13 protein-coding genes and 1 tRNA gene are annotated in these 13,452 nt (G+C 70.4%); 8 read left to right on the top strand and 6 right to left on the bottom strand.

All coding sequences use genetic code 11. The features are described from left to right. The first annotated feature begins 1,384 nt into the window (after positions 1-1,384). From BU197_RS25175 to BU197_RS25150, 6 genes are all read left to right on the top strand, one after another. Entirely contained in the window at positions 1,385-3,556 is a 2,172-nt protein-coding gene (locus BU197_RS25175; RefSeq protein WP_188270593.1) for an ATP-binding protein, read from the top strand. A gap of 7 nt (positions 3,557-3,563) precedes the next feature. Further along, entirely contained in the window at positions 3,564-4,004 is a 441-nt protein-coding gene (locus BU197_RS25170) for a roadblock/LC7 domain-containing protein (RefSeq protein ID WP_188270592.1), read from the top strand. After that, positions 4,001-4,372, top strand: a complete 372-nt coding sequence (locus BU197_RS25165) for a DUF742 domain-containing protein (protein ID WP_188270591.1) — start codon at positions 4,001-4,003, stop codon at positions 4,370-4,372. The genes BU197_RS25170 and BU197_RS25165 overlap by 4 nt, the downstream gene beginning before the upstream one ends. Then, positions 4,350-4,973 carry a GTP-binding protein gene (locus tag BU197_RS25160; RefSeq protein WP_188270590.1) on the top strand — a complete coding sequence of 208 codons (624 nt, stop codon included), beginning with the start codon at positions 4,350-4,352 and terminating at the stop codon, positions 4,971-4,973. The genes BU197_RS25165 and BU197_RS25160 overlap by 23 nt, the downstream gene beginning before the upstream one ends. Then, complete coding sequence (locus BU197_RS25155; protein WP_188270589.1) at positions 4,970-5,548, top strand: GAF domain-containing protein; 579 nt, start codon at positions 4,970-4,972, stop codon at positions 5,546-5,548. The genes BU197_RS25160 and BU197_RS25155 overlap by 4 nt, the downstream gene beginning before the upstream one ends. 129 nt (positions 5,549-5,677) lie before the next feature. Further along, positions 5,678-5,751, top strand: a tRNA-Pro gene (locus tag BU197_RS25150). 124 nt (positions 5,752-5,875) lie between these two features. Here the strand turns inward: BU197_RS25150 and BU197_RS25145 are convergent. From BU197_RS25145 to BU197_RS25125, 5 genes are all read right to left on the bottom strand, one after another. Then, positions 5,876-7,060 carry a cytochrome P450 gene (locus tag BU197_RS25145; RefSeq protein WP_188270588.1) on the bottom strand — a complete coding sequence of 395 codons (1,185 nt, stop codon included), beginning with the start codon at positions 7,058-7,060 and terminating at the stop codon, positions 5,876-5,878. A 169-nt stretch (positions 7,061-7,229) separates the two neighbouring features. Next, positions 7,230-8,147 carry a hypothetical protein gene (locus BU197_RS25140; protein ID WP_188270587.1) on the bottom strand — a complete coding sequence of 306 codons (918 nt, stop codon included), beginning with the start codon at positions 8,145-8,147 and terminating at the stop codon, positions 7,230-7,232. A gap of 234 nt (positions 8,148-8,381) precedes the next feature. Further along, positions 8,382-8,810 carry a hypothetical protein gene (locus BU197_RS25135; RefSeq protein ID WP_188270586.1) on the bottom strand — a complete coding sequence of 143 codons (429 nt, stop codon included), beginning with the start codon at positions 8,808-8,810 and terminating at the stop codon, positions 8,382-8,384. 185 nt (positions 8,811-8,995) lie between these two features. After that, positions 8,996-9,331, bottom strand: a complete 336-nt coding sequence (locus tag BU197_RS25130) for a hypothetical protein (RefSeq protein WP_188270585.1) — start codon at positions 9,329-9,331, stop codon at positions 8,996-8,998. A 16-nt stretch (positions 9,332-9,347) separates the two neighbouring features. Continuing rightward, positions 9,348-9,503 (bottom strand): hypothetical protein, encoded by a 156-nt coding sequence (locus tag BU197_RS25125; RefSeq protein ID WP_188270584.1) that lies wholly within the window; start codon positions 9,501-9,503, stop codon positions 9,348-9,350. Positions 9,504-9,879: 376 nt separating this feature from the next. Between BU197_RS25125 and BU197_RS25120 the strand changes: the two genes are divergently transcribed. Both BU197_RS25120 and BU197_RS25115 read left to right on the top strand, forming a co-directional pair. Next, positions 9,880-10,857 carry a helix-turn-helix transcriptional regulator gene (locus tag BU197_RS25120; RefSeq protein ID WP_223183540.1) on the top strand — a complete coding sequence of 326 codons (978 nt, stop codon included), beginning with the start codon at positions 9,880-9,882 and terminating at the stop codon, positions 10,855-10,857. A gap of 379 nt (positions 10,858-11,236) precedes the next feature. After that, positions 11,237-12,097: a DMT family transporter gene (locus BU197_RS25115; RefSeq protein WP_188270582.1), complete on the top strand. Its 861-nt coding sequence runs from the start codon at positions 11,237-11,239 to the stop codon at positions 12,095-12,097. A 183-nt stretch (positions 12,098-12,280) separates the two neighbouring features. Here BU197_RS25115 and BU197_RS31380 read toward each other — a convergent pair whose 3' ends face one another. Beyond that, positions 12,281-13,345 carry a 2,3-butanediol dehydrogenase gene (locus BU197_RS31380; protein ID WP_188270581.1) on the bottom strand — a complete coding sequence of 355 codons (1,065 nt, stop codon included), beginning with the start codon at positions 13,343-13,345 and terminating at the stop codon, positions 12,281-12,283. Between the last annotated feature and the right edge of the window lie 107 nt (positions 13,346-13,452).

Below are 13,452 nucleotides of genomic sequence, written 5' to 3'. Positions count from 1 at the left end.
TCGACACTCACCGGCTACCACTCCGGCCTCTACGTGGTAACCGCCATCTCCATCGCCACCCTGGCCCTCACCCTCACCGCCGCACTCCGCGCCTCAACCCGACGCAAGACAGCAACACCCTCCACGTGACCACGCGGACGGGTCTCTGCTCTTCCGCCCGTGCGGGAGGGGCGGAGACCCGCCCTTCGGCCGCCTGTGCTGCCCCTTGCCCCTTCCGGCGCGGCCACACTTCTTACTACGCGAGGTCGCGTAACGCGCCACCAGAGGCGTCGAGTTGAACCCCCAAGACGATGCGCCTCTCGATGCGGACGAGGTGATCAGCATGGTCGACGCGGTCGACGCGGTCAACGCGGTCGACGCCTCATGGCGGCGTACCCGGAGCGCATCCCGGCCGACGCATCCCGGCCGACGTCTCCCGGTCGACGCATCCCGCCTCGCCAAGCAAGGGCTGAGAGGCGTCACCCGTATCGCCGGGAGCGAGCCCCGGCTGTGGGGCCGTGGCGGGAACGGCCATGGCCGCCCGCCCGGCGAACACGGCCGGAAACCGTCCCGGTTCACCGCCGTGCGCATGTCCGTCGGGGACCAGACGGGTGAACCGGCCCGCCTCCTGGCCGAAGCCACGGATCCGGACGTCGATGTCGCGGATCCGGACGTCCGCATCGAGGAGATGACCATCGGCCACTCCCCGGCCGAGCGCGGCGGCCCCGTGGAGCCGGTCGTGGAGGACTCCGCAGCCGGTCCGCCACACGCGGGCGGCTCATCGGGGACTGCCGGGCGGCACGGCGCCCCGAGCCCCGCATCGGCACCCCCGCCCCGGGCCCGTACCCCCACCGGAGACCGGACCGGATCGGCTGACGGGCCCGCTGCCGACGGCCGCGGTCCGAACCGGTCTGACCGGCGGGAATCGGGCCGCGACCGCCGCGCAACGGTGACGGCCAGGGCGCTCCCGGCCGTCACCCAAGGTGACGATCCGGGCCCCGACACGCCGACGGCCGAGGCGAAATCGAAGACGATCGCGGGTGCCGGGACCCCGTCGAAGGACCCGGGCCACCGCCCGGGGTCCCGCTCCGGCGCGATGTCCCTGGCGGACGCAGGTGTGACGGCCCCCGCGGCTGCCGCAGTTCGCTCCTTTCAGCGACATTTCCCGGCCATGTGATGCACTTTCAGCCGCCGCTTCTTCATATGTCGTACGAGCGCCAATACCAGATAGGCAAGCCCCTACGGGTGAGTTTGCCAACTGAGCGCTGCACATGACTGGTTGACGACTACACTGTGTGGTTAGTGATGGTCGTAGGGTCACCGCACTCTGTCGTACATTCCGTGCAGAACCACCCAGCGACCCCCCTCCGCAACGCCGATTCCTGGGCACGTACCAAGGACACTCATGTCTCAACTTCGCGCACCCTCCCCGCGCTCCGATCGACGCGAGGGTGGGCGGCACGGCCGGTCAGGCGCCCGCTCCACCTCCGGCAACGGCGACACCCCCCAGACGCAGCCCACCGCGCCGCACATCACGGAAGCCCGCATACGTCCTCAGCTGCTGCGCGCCTCCGTGCTCCCCGCCGTCGCGGTGGCGCTCGGCTGGGCGGCGGTAGTCCTCTTCACCATCCGCTCCACCGGAGGCGGCATCACCCGCGACCTCTGGACGGCGCTCGGCGGCGCGGGCGCGTTCACCATCGCCGCCGTGACGGCCGCCGCGCTCGGTGCGTGCCGGGCCGCCAGAGCCGTACGCGACCGCTGCGAGGCCCTGCGCCGCTCCAGCGCACGGGCACAGTCCGAACTCCGCACCGCCGTCGAACAGTTGAGCAAGGGAGAGGAGATCCCGGCCCGTTCCACCCTGCCGGCGAACACCTCGGGAGACGACGAGTTCGACCTGCTCGCCCGGGAGCTGACCCGTTCCCACGAGGCCGCCATGGCCGCAGTCGTCCAGGCGGCACAGCTCTCCGGCGGCACCGGGAACGAGCAGAAGGTCGAGGTCTTCGTCCACCTCGCCCGGCGCCTCCAGTCCCTCGTCCACCGCGAGATCCAGCTCCTCGACGAGCTGGAGAACGGGGTGGAGGACCCCGAGCTGCTCAAGGGCCTGTTCCACGTCGACCACCTGGCCACCCGCGTCCGCCGGCACGCGGAGAACCTCGCGGTGCTCGGTGGCGCCGTCTCCCGCCGCCAGTGGTCGAACCCCGTCTCCATGACCGAGGTGCTGCGCTCCTCCATCGCCGAGGTCGAGCAGTACCCCCGGGTGAAGCTCGTCCCCCCGATCGACGGCACCCTCCGCGGCCACGCCGTGGCCGATGTCATCCACCTCCTCGCCGAACTCGTCGAGAACGCCACGCTCTTCTCCGCACCGCACACCACCGTGCTGCTCCGCGCGCAGTACGTCGCGGCCGGACTCGCGATCGAGGTCGAGGACCGGGGCCTCGGCATGCCCGCCGCCGAGCAGACCAAGATGAACGCCCTGCTCGCCGACCCCGAACAGGTCAGCGCGGCCCATCTGCTCCAGGACGGACGCATCGGCCTCTTCGTCGTCTCGGCCCTGGCCCGCAGGCACGGCATCACCGCCCGCCTCCAGTCCAATATCTACGGCGGGGTCCAAGCCGTCCTCATCGTGCCCCAGGCCCTCCTCGGCGCCGACCCGGAGACCCTCACCCCGCACGAGCACCGGACCCCCACGCACACCACCACCCCGGCACCCGTGCCCCACCAGGCGCAGGCGCCGCTCTCCTCCCCGGTGCAACCCCGGTCCACACCCCCGGCCGGCACCCCCGTACCGCCCCGGCCCCGCCCCGCCCCCACGAGCCCCGACGCGGCGACGACACCACCCCCCACCCGCACGAACGGCCACGAGGACCCGGCCCGCACCACCCTCACGCCGAACGGCTACGAGAGCCCCACCCGCGCGACCCCGGCACCGAGCGGCTACGAGGACCGGTCCCGTACGACCTCCGGCTCGAACGGCTACGAGAGCCCCACCCGTACCACCCCCGCGTCGAACGGCTACGAGGGCTCGACCCGCCCGGCCCCTCCGTCGAACGGGTACGAGGACCCCAGCCGCGTCAACCCCCCATCGAACGGCTTCGGAATCCCCACCGGTCCCGCCGGTCCCACCGGCTCCGCCAGTCCCACCGGCCTCACGGGTCACACCGGCCCCACCCCCCAGTCGCACGACTACCCGCACCCCACCCGCACGCCCGACCCCCGCCGTCACCCGGACCCGACCGCCACCGCCCCCACCCCGTCGGCCGGCGGATTCGGGGAGACCGGGAGCACCCCCGTGACACCGGCACGGGCGGCCGACGACGTGCGTACGGACCCGCCCGCCTCCCTCCTCACGCCGCTCCCCACAGCGTCCGAGGCCGGTGGCAGGCCCCTGCTTCCCCGGCGACGCGCCCAGGAACACCTCGCACCCCAGCTGCGCGAGGAGCCCCTGACCCGCACCGACGAGGAGCCCGCCCTGCACGACCCCGGTCTGATGGCCGCGTTCCAGCGGGGCATCGGTCTCGCCGAATCCCAGCCCACCCCCCACGATCCGTCGCACCCAGGCGACGCGCACAAGGAGTAGATGCACCATGGCGAGCCATGTACCGACAGGCCATTCCTCGGATCTCGACTGGCTCCTGAGCGGACTCGTCCAGCGGGTCCCGTACACCCGCAACGCCGTTCTGCTCTCCTCCGACGGGCTGGTGAAATCCGTCCACGGTCTCGACCCCGACGCCGCCGACCACATGGCCGCCCTCGCCTCCGGGCTCTACTCGCTCGGGCGCAGCGCGGGCGCCCGGTTCGGCGACGGCGGCGAGGTCCGGCAGGTGGTCGTGGAGCTGGACTCCACCCTCCTGTTCGTCTCCACGGCCGGTTCCGGCACCTGCCTCGCGGTCCTCGCGGGGCGGGAGGCGGACGCCGCCGTCCTCGGGTACGAGATGGCGATGCTCGTCAAGAGCGTCCGGCCGTACCTGGTCACCCCTGCGCGGCAGCCGGCCGGCGTGATGGGCGGCTTCGGGCAGCGCGCGTGACATTCCCTCACGAAGGACCCTGGCTCGACGACGAGGCAGGGCGGCTGATCCGCCCGTACACCGTCAGCGGCGGCCGGACCGAGCCGACCACCGCACTGGACCTGCTGTCCCTGGTGATGGCGACCGGCTCCTCGCCCCGGACGCATCTGGGGCCCGAGCACAGCCTGGCCCTCGGGCTGTGCGACGGGCCCACCTCGGTGGCCGAGATCGCGGCACATCTACGGCTCCCCGCCGTGGTCACCAAGATCCTGCTCTCCGACCTGGTGGACTGCGGGGCGCTCACCACCCGCGCACCGCGCTTCAACGCCCATCCGACCGACCGTTCCTTGCTGGAGGCAGTGCTCGATGGTCTACGACGACGGCTCTGAGCGCCGCGGCGGTACCGCGGCCGACGCCTTCCCCACCGCTCTGAAGATCCTGGTGGCGGGCGGGTTCGGGGTGGGTAAGACCACTTTCGTGGGCGCCGTCAGCGAGATCGCGCCGCTGAGCACCGAGGAACTGCTGACCTCGGTCAGCGCGAGCATCGACAGCCTGGAGGGCGTGGAGTCCAAGACGACGACCACCGTCGCGATGGACTTCGGCCGCATCACGCTCGACGCCCGGCACATCCTCTACCTCTTCGGTACCCCGGGGCAGGAACGCTTCTGGTTCATGTGGGACGAGCTTTCCGAAGGCGCCCTCGGCGCCGTCGTGATGGTCGACACCCGCAGGCTCCAGGACTGCTTCTCCGCCGTGGACTTCTTCGAGCGGCGAGGCATCCAATTCGTGGTCGCGGTCAACGAGTTCGACGGCGCCTTCCGCTACGAGCCCAACGAGGTGCGGGCCGCCCTCGACCTCAGACCGGAGGTGCCGGTCGTCCTCTGCGACGCCCGGATGTCCAGCTCGGGCATCCGTACCCTGCTGACCCTCGTCCAGTATCTGCTCACCCATGTCCCGGCCGGCGTGCCGAGCTACGGAGCCATGCCATGACGTACGACCCGACGGGCCACCTCCTGCTGAACCCGGTGGACAAAGAGGCCTCGGCCCGTGCGCGGCGACTGCGGGAACTGGGCCTGGGGGAGCGGCCGGACCCGGCGTTCGACGCGTTCGCCCGGCGCCTCGCGGAGGCGACCGGGGCGCCGTTCTCGATGGTCAACTTCATCGACGAGAACCGGCAGTTCTTCGCGGGCATGCACACCCCCGAGGGCACCCTCTCGGGCAGCGACCTGGGCGCGGCGGCGGCGGGCGCCGCCGCCGGTCACCTGGGCCGCTCGCTCGCCCGCGACCGGGGCTACTGCCCGTACGTGGTCGTACGGCGCAAGGCCCTGGTCCTGGAGGACGTCTGCGACTACCCGCGCTTCGCGGGAAACCCGGTGGTCGACGAGATCGGCGTCCGCTCGTACATGGGCGCCCCGCTGATCGACCGCACGGGCACCGCGCTCGGCGCCGTGTGCGTCTTCGACACCGAGGTACGGGCCTGGGGCCGCATGGGCCTGGAGACGATCAAGGCGATGGCCGCCGAACTGATGGACCAGATCCACCGCCGCGAAGACGGCCTGCTCTGACTCCGAAGCCGAACCGTCACGGAGCGTACACGCTCCGGCCTCCCGGAAAGGGGTTCGTGACCACCGGGGAAAGTGCGGTATTGTTCTCATGCACGAACGGCCAGGGAAAACCCCAGGTCAGACGGGCATCGGGACGTGGCGCAGCTTGGTAGCGCACTTGACTGGGGGTCAAGGGGTCGCAGGTTCAAATCCTGTCGTCCCGACTCGAAAGAGTCGTAGATCGAGGGGCTGCTTCGGAGAGATCCGAAGCAGCCCCTCGATCGTTTTTGGGCTGTCGGGGACGCCTGCTCCCTCACCCCCGACGCGCCACCCGCCTCGGGCCGTGGATCACCAGGTCACAGGCAGCGAGTACAGCCCGTAGACCTCGTGGTTGTGCCGGTAGGGGAGGTCCTCGGGAGCGCAGGTGAGGGCGAGGCGGGGGAAGCGGCGCAGGAGTGCGGGGAGCGCGACGCGCAATTCCGCCTGGGCGAGTGACGCGCCCAGGCAGCGGTGGACGCCGTGGCCGAAGGTCAGGTGGGAGACGGGTTCGCGTTCGATGTCGAGGTGGTCCATGCCGGTGCCGAGCGCCGGGTCGCGATTGGCGACGGGCAGCTGGCAGACGACCTGGTCACCGGCCTTGATCGCGACGCCGGCGATGTCGGTGTCCCGTCGTGCGGTCCGGGCCAGCGCGGTGCTGGAGACGGCCAGATGGCGCAGGAGTTCCTCGACCGCCGTGCCGATCACCGGATCGTCCGGGGCGGCGGAGCGCAGCCGTGCCGCCTGTTCGGGATGGGTCAGCAGGGCCAGGGTGGCCAGGCCGATCATATTGGAGACGGTCTCGTGGCCGGCGAGCAGCAGGATGTCCGCGACGCCGACCAGCTCGTCGTCCGAGACGGCGTCGTCGTGCTCCCGGATGAGCCTGCCGATCAGCCGCTCGTCCGGGTTCCGCCGCTTCCCCTCGACCAGTACGGCCATGTAGTCGTGCGACCGCTGGTTCGCCGCGAGCCGCTGCTCCATGGGAAGGCTGAGATCCAGCGAGATCCTGGCCCGGCGCTGGAAGTCCTCCCGGTCCTCCACCGGCACACCCAGCAGGTCGCAGATCACCATGGCCGGAAGAGGCAGGGCGAAGGCGCTCATCAGATCCGCCGGGGCTCCGGTGGACTCCATGCCGTCGAGCAGACCGTCCACGGCAGCCGTGATCATCGGCTCCAGCCCGCGTACCCGCTTCACGGTGAACTCGGGTGCCAGGACGTGGCGCAGACGGGTGTGCTCGGGCGCGTCCGCGTTGAGCAGCTCCGGCGGCAGGATCCGGGAGCGGTCCGGGTCGTGCATGGCGAACGTCTCGGAGTCCGCCAGCACACGGCGTACGTCGGCGTGCCGCGTGACGAGCCAGTACTCGCCCGTCGTGTAGAGCCAGAAGTCCTGGACGTGGCGGACCGGTTCCTCGCGCTGTGCGGCACGAAGCTCCGGTCCTGGATCGAGCCCGTCACGGCGATAGAAAACGGACGTAAGCGGAGTTCCCTGCTCGGTCATCAGCCCATCCACGAGAGTCGTACAAGCCGGATCCAACGCACCGAAACAGTGCCTTCCAGGTGTACCGGCAGTACGCCCCGACGGGAATACCCACAACCAGCCGTTCACTCCGACCGGTGGAAGGCATGGGCTTTCTGCCCCACCGGCGCGCCCCCGGTCGTCGCTCGCCTCAGCGGTTGGCCGGTGCCGCCGGTGCTGCTGCCGCCGCCGGGGCCAGCACGGCGGTCGCGCGGTCGAGCATGCGGTGCCGGGCCTTGCCGGCTTCGGCGAGCTGCGAGGCGTTGTGGCTGATGAGCCGCCGTTGGTACGTGGATTCGACCGAGTTCCAGAGGCGTACGAGGTCGGTCTTCTTCTTGCAGGAGACATCGGCGAGCGCGGTGCGGCGCTCGTCCTGGGACACCTCGGCGGTACGGAACGAGGGCTCCAAGGGGCTGGAATAGCCGTATCCGGATGCCTTCATGCAACGGGACCAGTCCGCGAAGACGCGACGGACCTCGGGTGAGTCGAGCGACTCGCCGAAGGAGTCGACATTGATCCGGCGGACCACCTCGGCGTCCACCGGGTAGCTGTCGGTGCCGGTGATCTGGCGTGCGGCCGCCACGACGCAGCCCTCGGGCGGCGCGCCGCCGGGACCGGGGGTCTTCCTGCCCGGAGTGCCGCCCAGAGCCTCCCGTTGGGCGGCCGACAGCGGGGGATCGGCGTACGAGCGGTCTGCGGGGAGGTGGTAGCCGATCGCCTGCGCGGTGCCGGTGCCCACGATGCCGTACCGGCGCGCGTGGCGCGGCGGCTGAGTGGACTGCGGTCGAGTCGCGGGAGCCTGAAGTCCGGCCGTGCGCATGCAGGTTGCCACCAGGGAGTCGAGTGCCCGATGGGTGAGGGCGTTGTCGGCGGCGGAAAGGAAGTAGGAGTCCAGTGGCAGTGCCACCCCGGGGTCCTCCAGCGGCCCCGTCAGGGTGGCGCGCGGAACGGAGTCCTCGGCAGCCGAACCGGAGGGTGCCGGGGGGCTCTGCGGAGCGGCGCAGGAGGTGAGGAAACAGCCCGCGAAGGCGGCGGCCACGACGGCCACGGGAGCGCGGAACCGGAGCATGGGGACCTCGCGATCGCTGGACGGGCGGGGGGAAGGGGAGTGAGTGGGGTAGGGGGGATCCGGAGGCTGTGCGTACGGGTGCCAGGCGCCGGGCCCCCTGGAGGGTGGCCCGGCGGGATGGTCCGCGTTCGGTGGTCGTTGCTCAGTGGTCACCGTTCAGAGGGCTGTGACCCTCTCTCCGCGGTCACCAGTCGGCTTTCACCGGCCACCGGCCACCCGGCCATCGGCTGACGGTCAGCCGTTCACGAGGAACGAGGCGTCGTTGTTCTTCGTCGCCACCAGGTTGATGTTTCCGCAGGCCGGGACGGTGTCGGACGCGCCCATCCAGTTGCTGTTGTAGAAGACCTGGACGTTGCCATAGCAGACACCGGGGTACTGGTAGGTCGCCGAGGCGGCGTTGTTCTTCACCGAGACGCCCTGGCCCGCGCCGGGAGTCAGGAACGCTCCCGCGGTGGCGAGGTTGGCGAAGCCGCGGAAGCCCGTGCTGAGGTCCCAACCGGCGACCGAGCCGCTCTGGTTGCTGTTGTACCAGAGGCAGAAGGCCCGCGCCCCAAGACAGTTGGGGTTGTTCGGGGCGGCCTGGGCCGTCGGTGCCATGGCGAGCGTGGAGAGGGTCGCGGCGCCGGCGAGGGCGGCGGCGGTGAAGGCATGCCTGAGATTCATGGTGCTCCTTGTCTGAGAAGGGGCGATGAGGAGAGAGCCGTACGGGTGACCTGGTGAAGCCGGAAGCCGGAAGCCGGAAGCCGGAAGCCGGAGGCCGGAGGCCGGAAGCCGGAAGCCGGAAGTCCGAAGCCCGAAGTCCGAAGCCCAGTGGTCGCCGTCGGTGAGGAACTGATGTACGGGGCCCGTTACGGGAGGTCGCCGGGGAACACCCCGGGATCGATCCGCCAGCCGGAGAGGGCCTCGCCGGACGCGAGTGCCCGTTCGACCAGGGCCGTCAGAGTGTGCCGCGCGTTCGCGGCGTTCGCGGTGCCTCGGCTGAAGAGGCCGAGGACGATGCGGCGGGGGCCGATGCTGACGCTGACGTGCTCAAGGAACACGTCGGTGTCGTGGTCGGTGCCCGTCGGGAGCGGCCCGGCGTCACTCTCGGGCGTCCCGAGCAGTGACGCGACGACCTGCGTGCGGGAGGGCGCCTGCCGCTGCGGGGGGCCGTCGTACGCGATCGCGAGCAGCGTCAGGCGCATGGACGTGGTGGTGCGGTCAGTCCCAGATGAGGCTGCCGGGGCCGCCTGCGGCGACGGTCCCGGCCAGGAGGCTCTGGTGGGCCTTGGCGACCGTGGTTCCGACGGCCCGCGCCGGACCTGCGACGGTCACCGCGGAGAAGACCGGAACCGTGTTGCGACCGACGACCGCCATGATGGATCCCCCTGTCAGGACAACGCACGAAGAAGACGACGACACCGGTCCGAGCGGCGCTTCCGGCTGTCGGCCGACCGCTGTCCCGGTGACCACAGCTTGGCCTCGCCGAACCGGCCGTGGACAGAGGCGAAGCCGTGGCGGAAGCGTCCAGGACGCTTCCGCCACGGCTTCCGAACCGGCCTCCGGCACGCCTTCCGATCAGGGTGCCTCACCCCGCCGTCCCGGAAATATCCGGCCACCTTCCACCCCGGCCGAACTCGCCTCGTGCAATCTCCATCCCGTCCGTGCAGAATGCAGTCGATTGAGGCGACACGCCGGTGCGGCACGCGTGAATTCCGAGGGATCATCGATGAGTGGGGGACCCGTGCTCGGCATGCTCGGGCTTCAGGCAGTCCATGAGTCCGTCTACCAGGCGATGGTCGAACACAGTACGTGGGGGGTGATCGATCTCGCCCGTCATCTGCGTCTCACCGAAGCCGAAGTGCGGTCGGCATTGGACGCGTTGTTCGAGCTGCGTCTGATACGGGACTCCTACGACCGGCCCGGCCATGTGAAGGCGGTCGGGCGGGACGAATTGCTCCGCATCGTCCTCCAGCATCAACAAGACGACCTCGCCCGGCAGCAGTTGCGGATGGCCGAGCAGCACGCGGCCGTCACACGGATGATCAGCCGGATCGCCCTCGCCCCCGAGCCCGCCCGAACGGTGGCCGAGGTGGAGAAGCTGTCCGGCATGGACGCCGTACAACAGCGGCTCGAACTCCTGGCCGAGCAGGCTTCGGTGGAAATCCTTACGCTCATGCCCGGTGGAGGGCATTCCGCCCCGGCTCTTGAGGCGGCCCGTCGAAACGACGCTCAGGTCCTGGCCCGGGGAGTTCCCATGCGTACGATCGCGCTGGAAAGCATTCGCCAGCATGAACCGACGCTGAACCACGCCCGATGGCTGACCGATCACGGCGGCGAGTTCCGTACCGCCCCCGCACTTCCTCCCCGCATGATCGTGGTGGACCGGCAGGCGGCGCTCGTCCCTCTGGATCCGGCGAACACCAGAGCCGGAATCCTTTATCTGACCAGCCCCGGTGTGGTGGCCTCGCTGCGTTCGCTGTTCGAGCGGGTGTGGAGTTATTCGACGCCTCTCGGCGCCGATTCCGAGCCCGCCCAGCCGGGCCTTTCCGACCTCGAACGCGGTGTGCTCCAGCTCGCCGGGGAGGGGCTGACCGACGAGGCGGTGGCATCCCGTCTGCACATCTCCGCCCGCAGCGCCCGCCGCACGATGGCGGCGCTGATGGAGAGACTCGACGCCCACAGCCGCTTCTCGGCCGGTGTGAAGGCCGCACAACGCGGATGGCTCTGACCCGTAGCCGCTCGGGCGGGGGCCCCGGGCAATCGGTCATGGGTCGGTAGCCGGTAGCCGGTAGGCGTCGGCGGTCGGTCCATGGTCCGTTGACGGCCGGTCCGCGTAAACCCGCGTCGCGGCCGATCCGGTGTGCCTGTCCGAGCCGGCCGACGCGCGCATGCGGGGAGAACCGTAAGGCGAAGAGCCCTCATCCATTCCCGCCGCATTCTTTCTGGACCGAAATTGCCGTCGGCATCGTCATTCACACGGATGCCGAACTCGACAAGGCCGTCATCGGCGGCGTCCGGGTGTATGCAGGGCGGAGGAGACGGTCGACCGGCGCGAAACCGTCGCGTTTCTTCTGGTACGCGTCGAAGAAACCCGGAGGTGCCCCGCCTTGCTCGTCCTCTGTGTTCTGCTCGCGCTTCTCGGCGCGCTGAGCAATGCGACCGGCACCGTGCTTCAACGCAAGGCCGCGCTGAGGGCGCCCGCCGACCATGCCCTCCGCCCCCGGCTCCTCGTCGACCTCGCACGTCAGCCGGTGTGGGCGGCCGGTATCGGAGCGGTCGCGCTGGCGGCGGTCTTCCAGGCCCTCGCCCTGGTCACCGGACCTCTCGCACTGGCCCAACCCGTCTTCGTACTGGAACTCCCGTTCGCCCTGATGATCGGAACACGGGTACTCCGCCGACGCATCCCCCCGGTGGGCTGGCGGGCGATCGGGGCGATCGTCGCCGGACTGGCCGTGGTGCTGATCGCCGCACGTCCGCACGGCGGCAACTCCCAGGCGCCGATGGTCTCGTGGGTCCCGGCACTCGTCCTGTGCCTGGGTGCCATGGCGGGTCTGGTGGCCGTCGCCCGACGCCTTTCACCGGGTGCACGGCGTGCCGCCTGTCTGGGATCGGCGGCGGCGGTGGGAAACGCGCTCACGGCCGCCCTGATGAAGTCGGCGGCGAACACCTTCTCCGCGCACGGGTTCACGGCGTTCCTGACCGTGTGGCAGACCTACGGGTTCGCCCTCTGCGGCGTCCTGGCCATCCTCCTGCTGGAGAACGCGCTACAGGCGGGCCCGATCTCGGCGTCCCAGCCCGCGCTGACGCTCGGCGACACGCTCGTCAGCCTCGCTCTCGGCGTCGCGCTGTACAAGGAAGTGGTCAGCACCGGCTGGTGGTTGGTGCCGATCGGCGCGGGCCTCGCCCTGATCGCGCTCAGTACGCTCAAGCTGGCCCGGGTGGACCCCCGGGCCGTGGGATCGGCCTGACGGGTACGGCGAAGCGGATCCGAGCCGGTCGCGCGCCCGAGCTGGTAGCGCAAGCGATCCGGCAGCGAAGCCGACCCGGTAGCGAGCCCGGCCCGGTAAAGGGTTCGGAGCCGGTCGCTCTTCGGAGTCGTACGAGCGGCCACGCCCGAGGCTTCCGGGCGTGGCCGCTTTCCCGTCCCTGGGTCAGGCGCGGGGGTCGACCAGGATCTTGACGGCCGTCTCGTTGTGGTGGATCAGGGTGTCGAAGCCCTCGCTCACCAGGTCGTCGAGACCGATCGTCTTGGTGATGAACGGCGCCAGGTCGATGCGCCCCTCCTGCACGAGCTTGATGGTCTCCGGGTGGGAGTTCACGTAGGCGATGGTGCCGCGCAGGTCGACCTCCTTGAGGACGAGCTTCTGCATGTCGATCGAAGCGGGCTTGCCCCAGATCGAGATGACCGTGATCACGCCGCCCGCCTTCACGGCGTCGAACAGTGTGTCGAGGACGACGTTGACGGACGTGGCTTCGAAGGCGACGTCCGCGCCCTTGCCGTCGGTGAGCCGCCGGACCTCTTCGGCGACGTCGGCGGTGGCGGGGTCGATGACATGGTCGGCGACCTTGGCGTCCAGGGCCTTCTGCCGACGCAGCGGGCTCAGTTCGGAGACCGCGACCTCGACGCCCATCGCCTTCAGAACGGCACACGTGAGCAGCCCGATGGGACCGGCGCCGCCGACGAGGGCGAAGTCGCCCGCCTTCGCGCCCGAGCGCTGGAACGCGTGGTAGCCCACCGAGAGCGGCTCGATGAGGGCCGCCTGGTCCAGCGGGACGTCGCCGACCGGGTGCACCCACCGGCGCTCGACGACGATCTTCTCGGCGAGACCGCCGCCGCGACCGCCGAGCCCGATGAAGTTCATGTCGGGGGAGATGTGGTAGGTCGGGTTGTTCTCGCTGGTGTCGACCTCGGGGCGGAGGATGTACGGCTCGACGACGACGCGGTCGCCCGGCTTGACCCCCTCGACGCCTTCGCCCACCGCGTAGACGGTGCCGGACATCTCGTGGCCGAGGGTCACGGGAGCGGCTTCGCCCGATACGGGATGGGGGTGGCCGGCCGGCGGAACGAAGATCGGCCCGTCGAGGTACTCGTGCAGGTCCGTTCCGCAGATCCCGCAGAACGCGACGTCGATTCCTACCGTGCCCGGTTGGACGGTGGGCTCGGGGACGTCTTCGATACGGATGTCACCACGGTCGTAGTAGCGCGCAGCCTTCACTTTGCTCTGACCCCTTCGTCAGCCTGTGCGCGCCGTGCTTGAAGTCGAGCCGCGAAATAGGACACCTACCCCACACGGCGCATATCGTCGGTAACTAAACAATACGC

The organism is Streptomyces sp. CBMA291 (genome assembly GCF_014596525.1).
GTDB lineage: Bacteria > Actinomycetota > Actinomycetes > Streptomycetales > Streptomycetaceae > Streptomyces.
This window is presented reverse-complemented; position numbering and strand designations above follow the sequence as displayed.

Coding starts and splice junctions, on each gene's coding strand:
- BU197_RS25145 (WP_188270588.1), bottom strand. CDS start 7,060: ATGACCGAGCAGGGAACTCCGCTTACGTCCGTTTTCTATCGCCGTGAC.
- BU197_RS25170 (WP_188270592.1), top strand. CDS start 3,564: ATGGCGAGCCATGTACCGACAGGCCATTCCTCGGATCTCGACTGGCTC.
- BU197_RS25125 (WP_188270584.1), bottom strand. CDS start 9,503: ATGGCGGTCGTCGGTCGCAACACGGTTCCGGTCTTCTCCGCGGTGACC.
- BU197_RS25130 (WP_188270585.1), bottom strand. CDS start 9,331: ATGCGCCTGACGCTGCTCGCGATCGCGTACGACGGCCCCCCGCAGCGG.
- BU197_RS25120 (WP_223183540.1), top strand. CDS start 9,880: ATGCTCGGGCTTCAGGCAGTCCATGAGTCCGTCTACCAGGCGATGGTC.
- BU197_RS25175 (WP_188270593.1), top strand. CDS start 1,385: ATGTCTCAACTTCGCGCACCCTCCCCGCGCTCCGATCGACGCGAGGGT.
- BU197_RS25160 (WP_188270590.1), top strand. CDS start 4,350: ATGGTCTACGACGACGGCTCTGAGCGCCGCGGCGGTACCGCGGCCGAC.
- BU197_RS25155 (WP_188270589.1), top strand. CDS start 4,970: ATGACGTACGACCCGACGGGCCACCTCCTGCTGAACCCGGTGGACAAA.
- BU197_RS25140 (WP_188270587.1), bottom strand. CDS start 8,147: ATGCTCCGGTTCCGCGCTCCCGTGGCCGTCGTGGCCGCCGCCTTCGCG.
- BU197_RS25135 (WP_188270586.1), bottom strand. CDS start 8,810: ATGAATCTCAGGCATGCCTTCACCGCCGCCGCCCTCGCCGGCGCCGCG.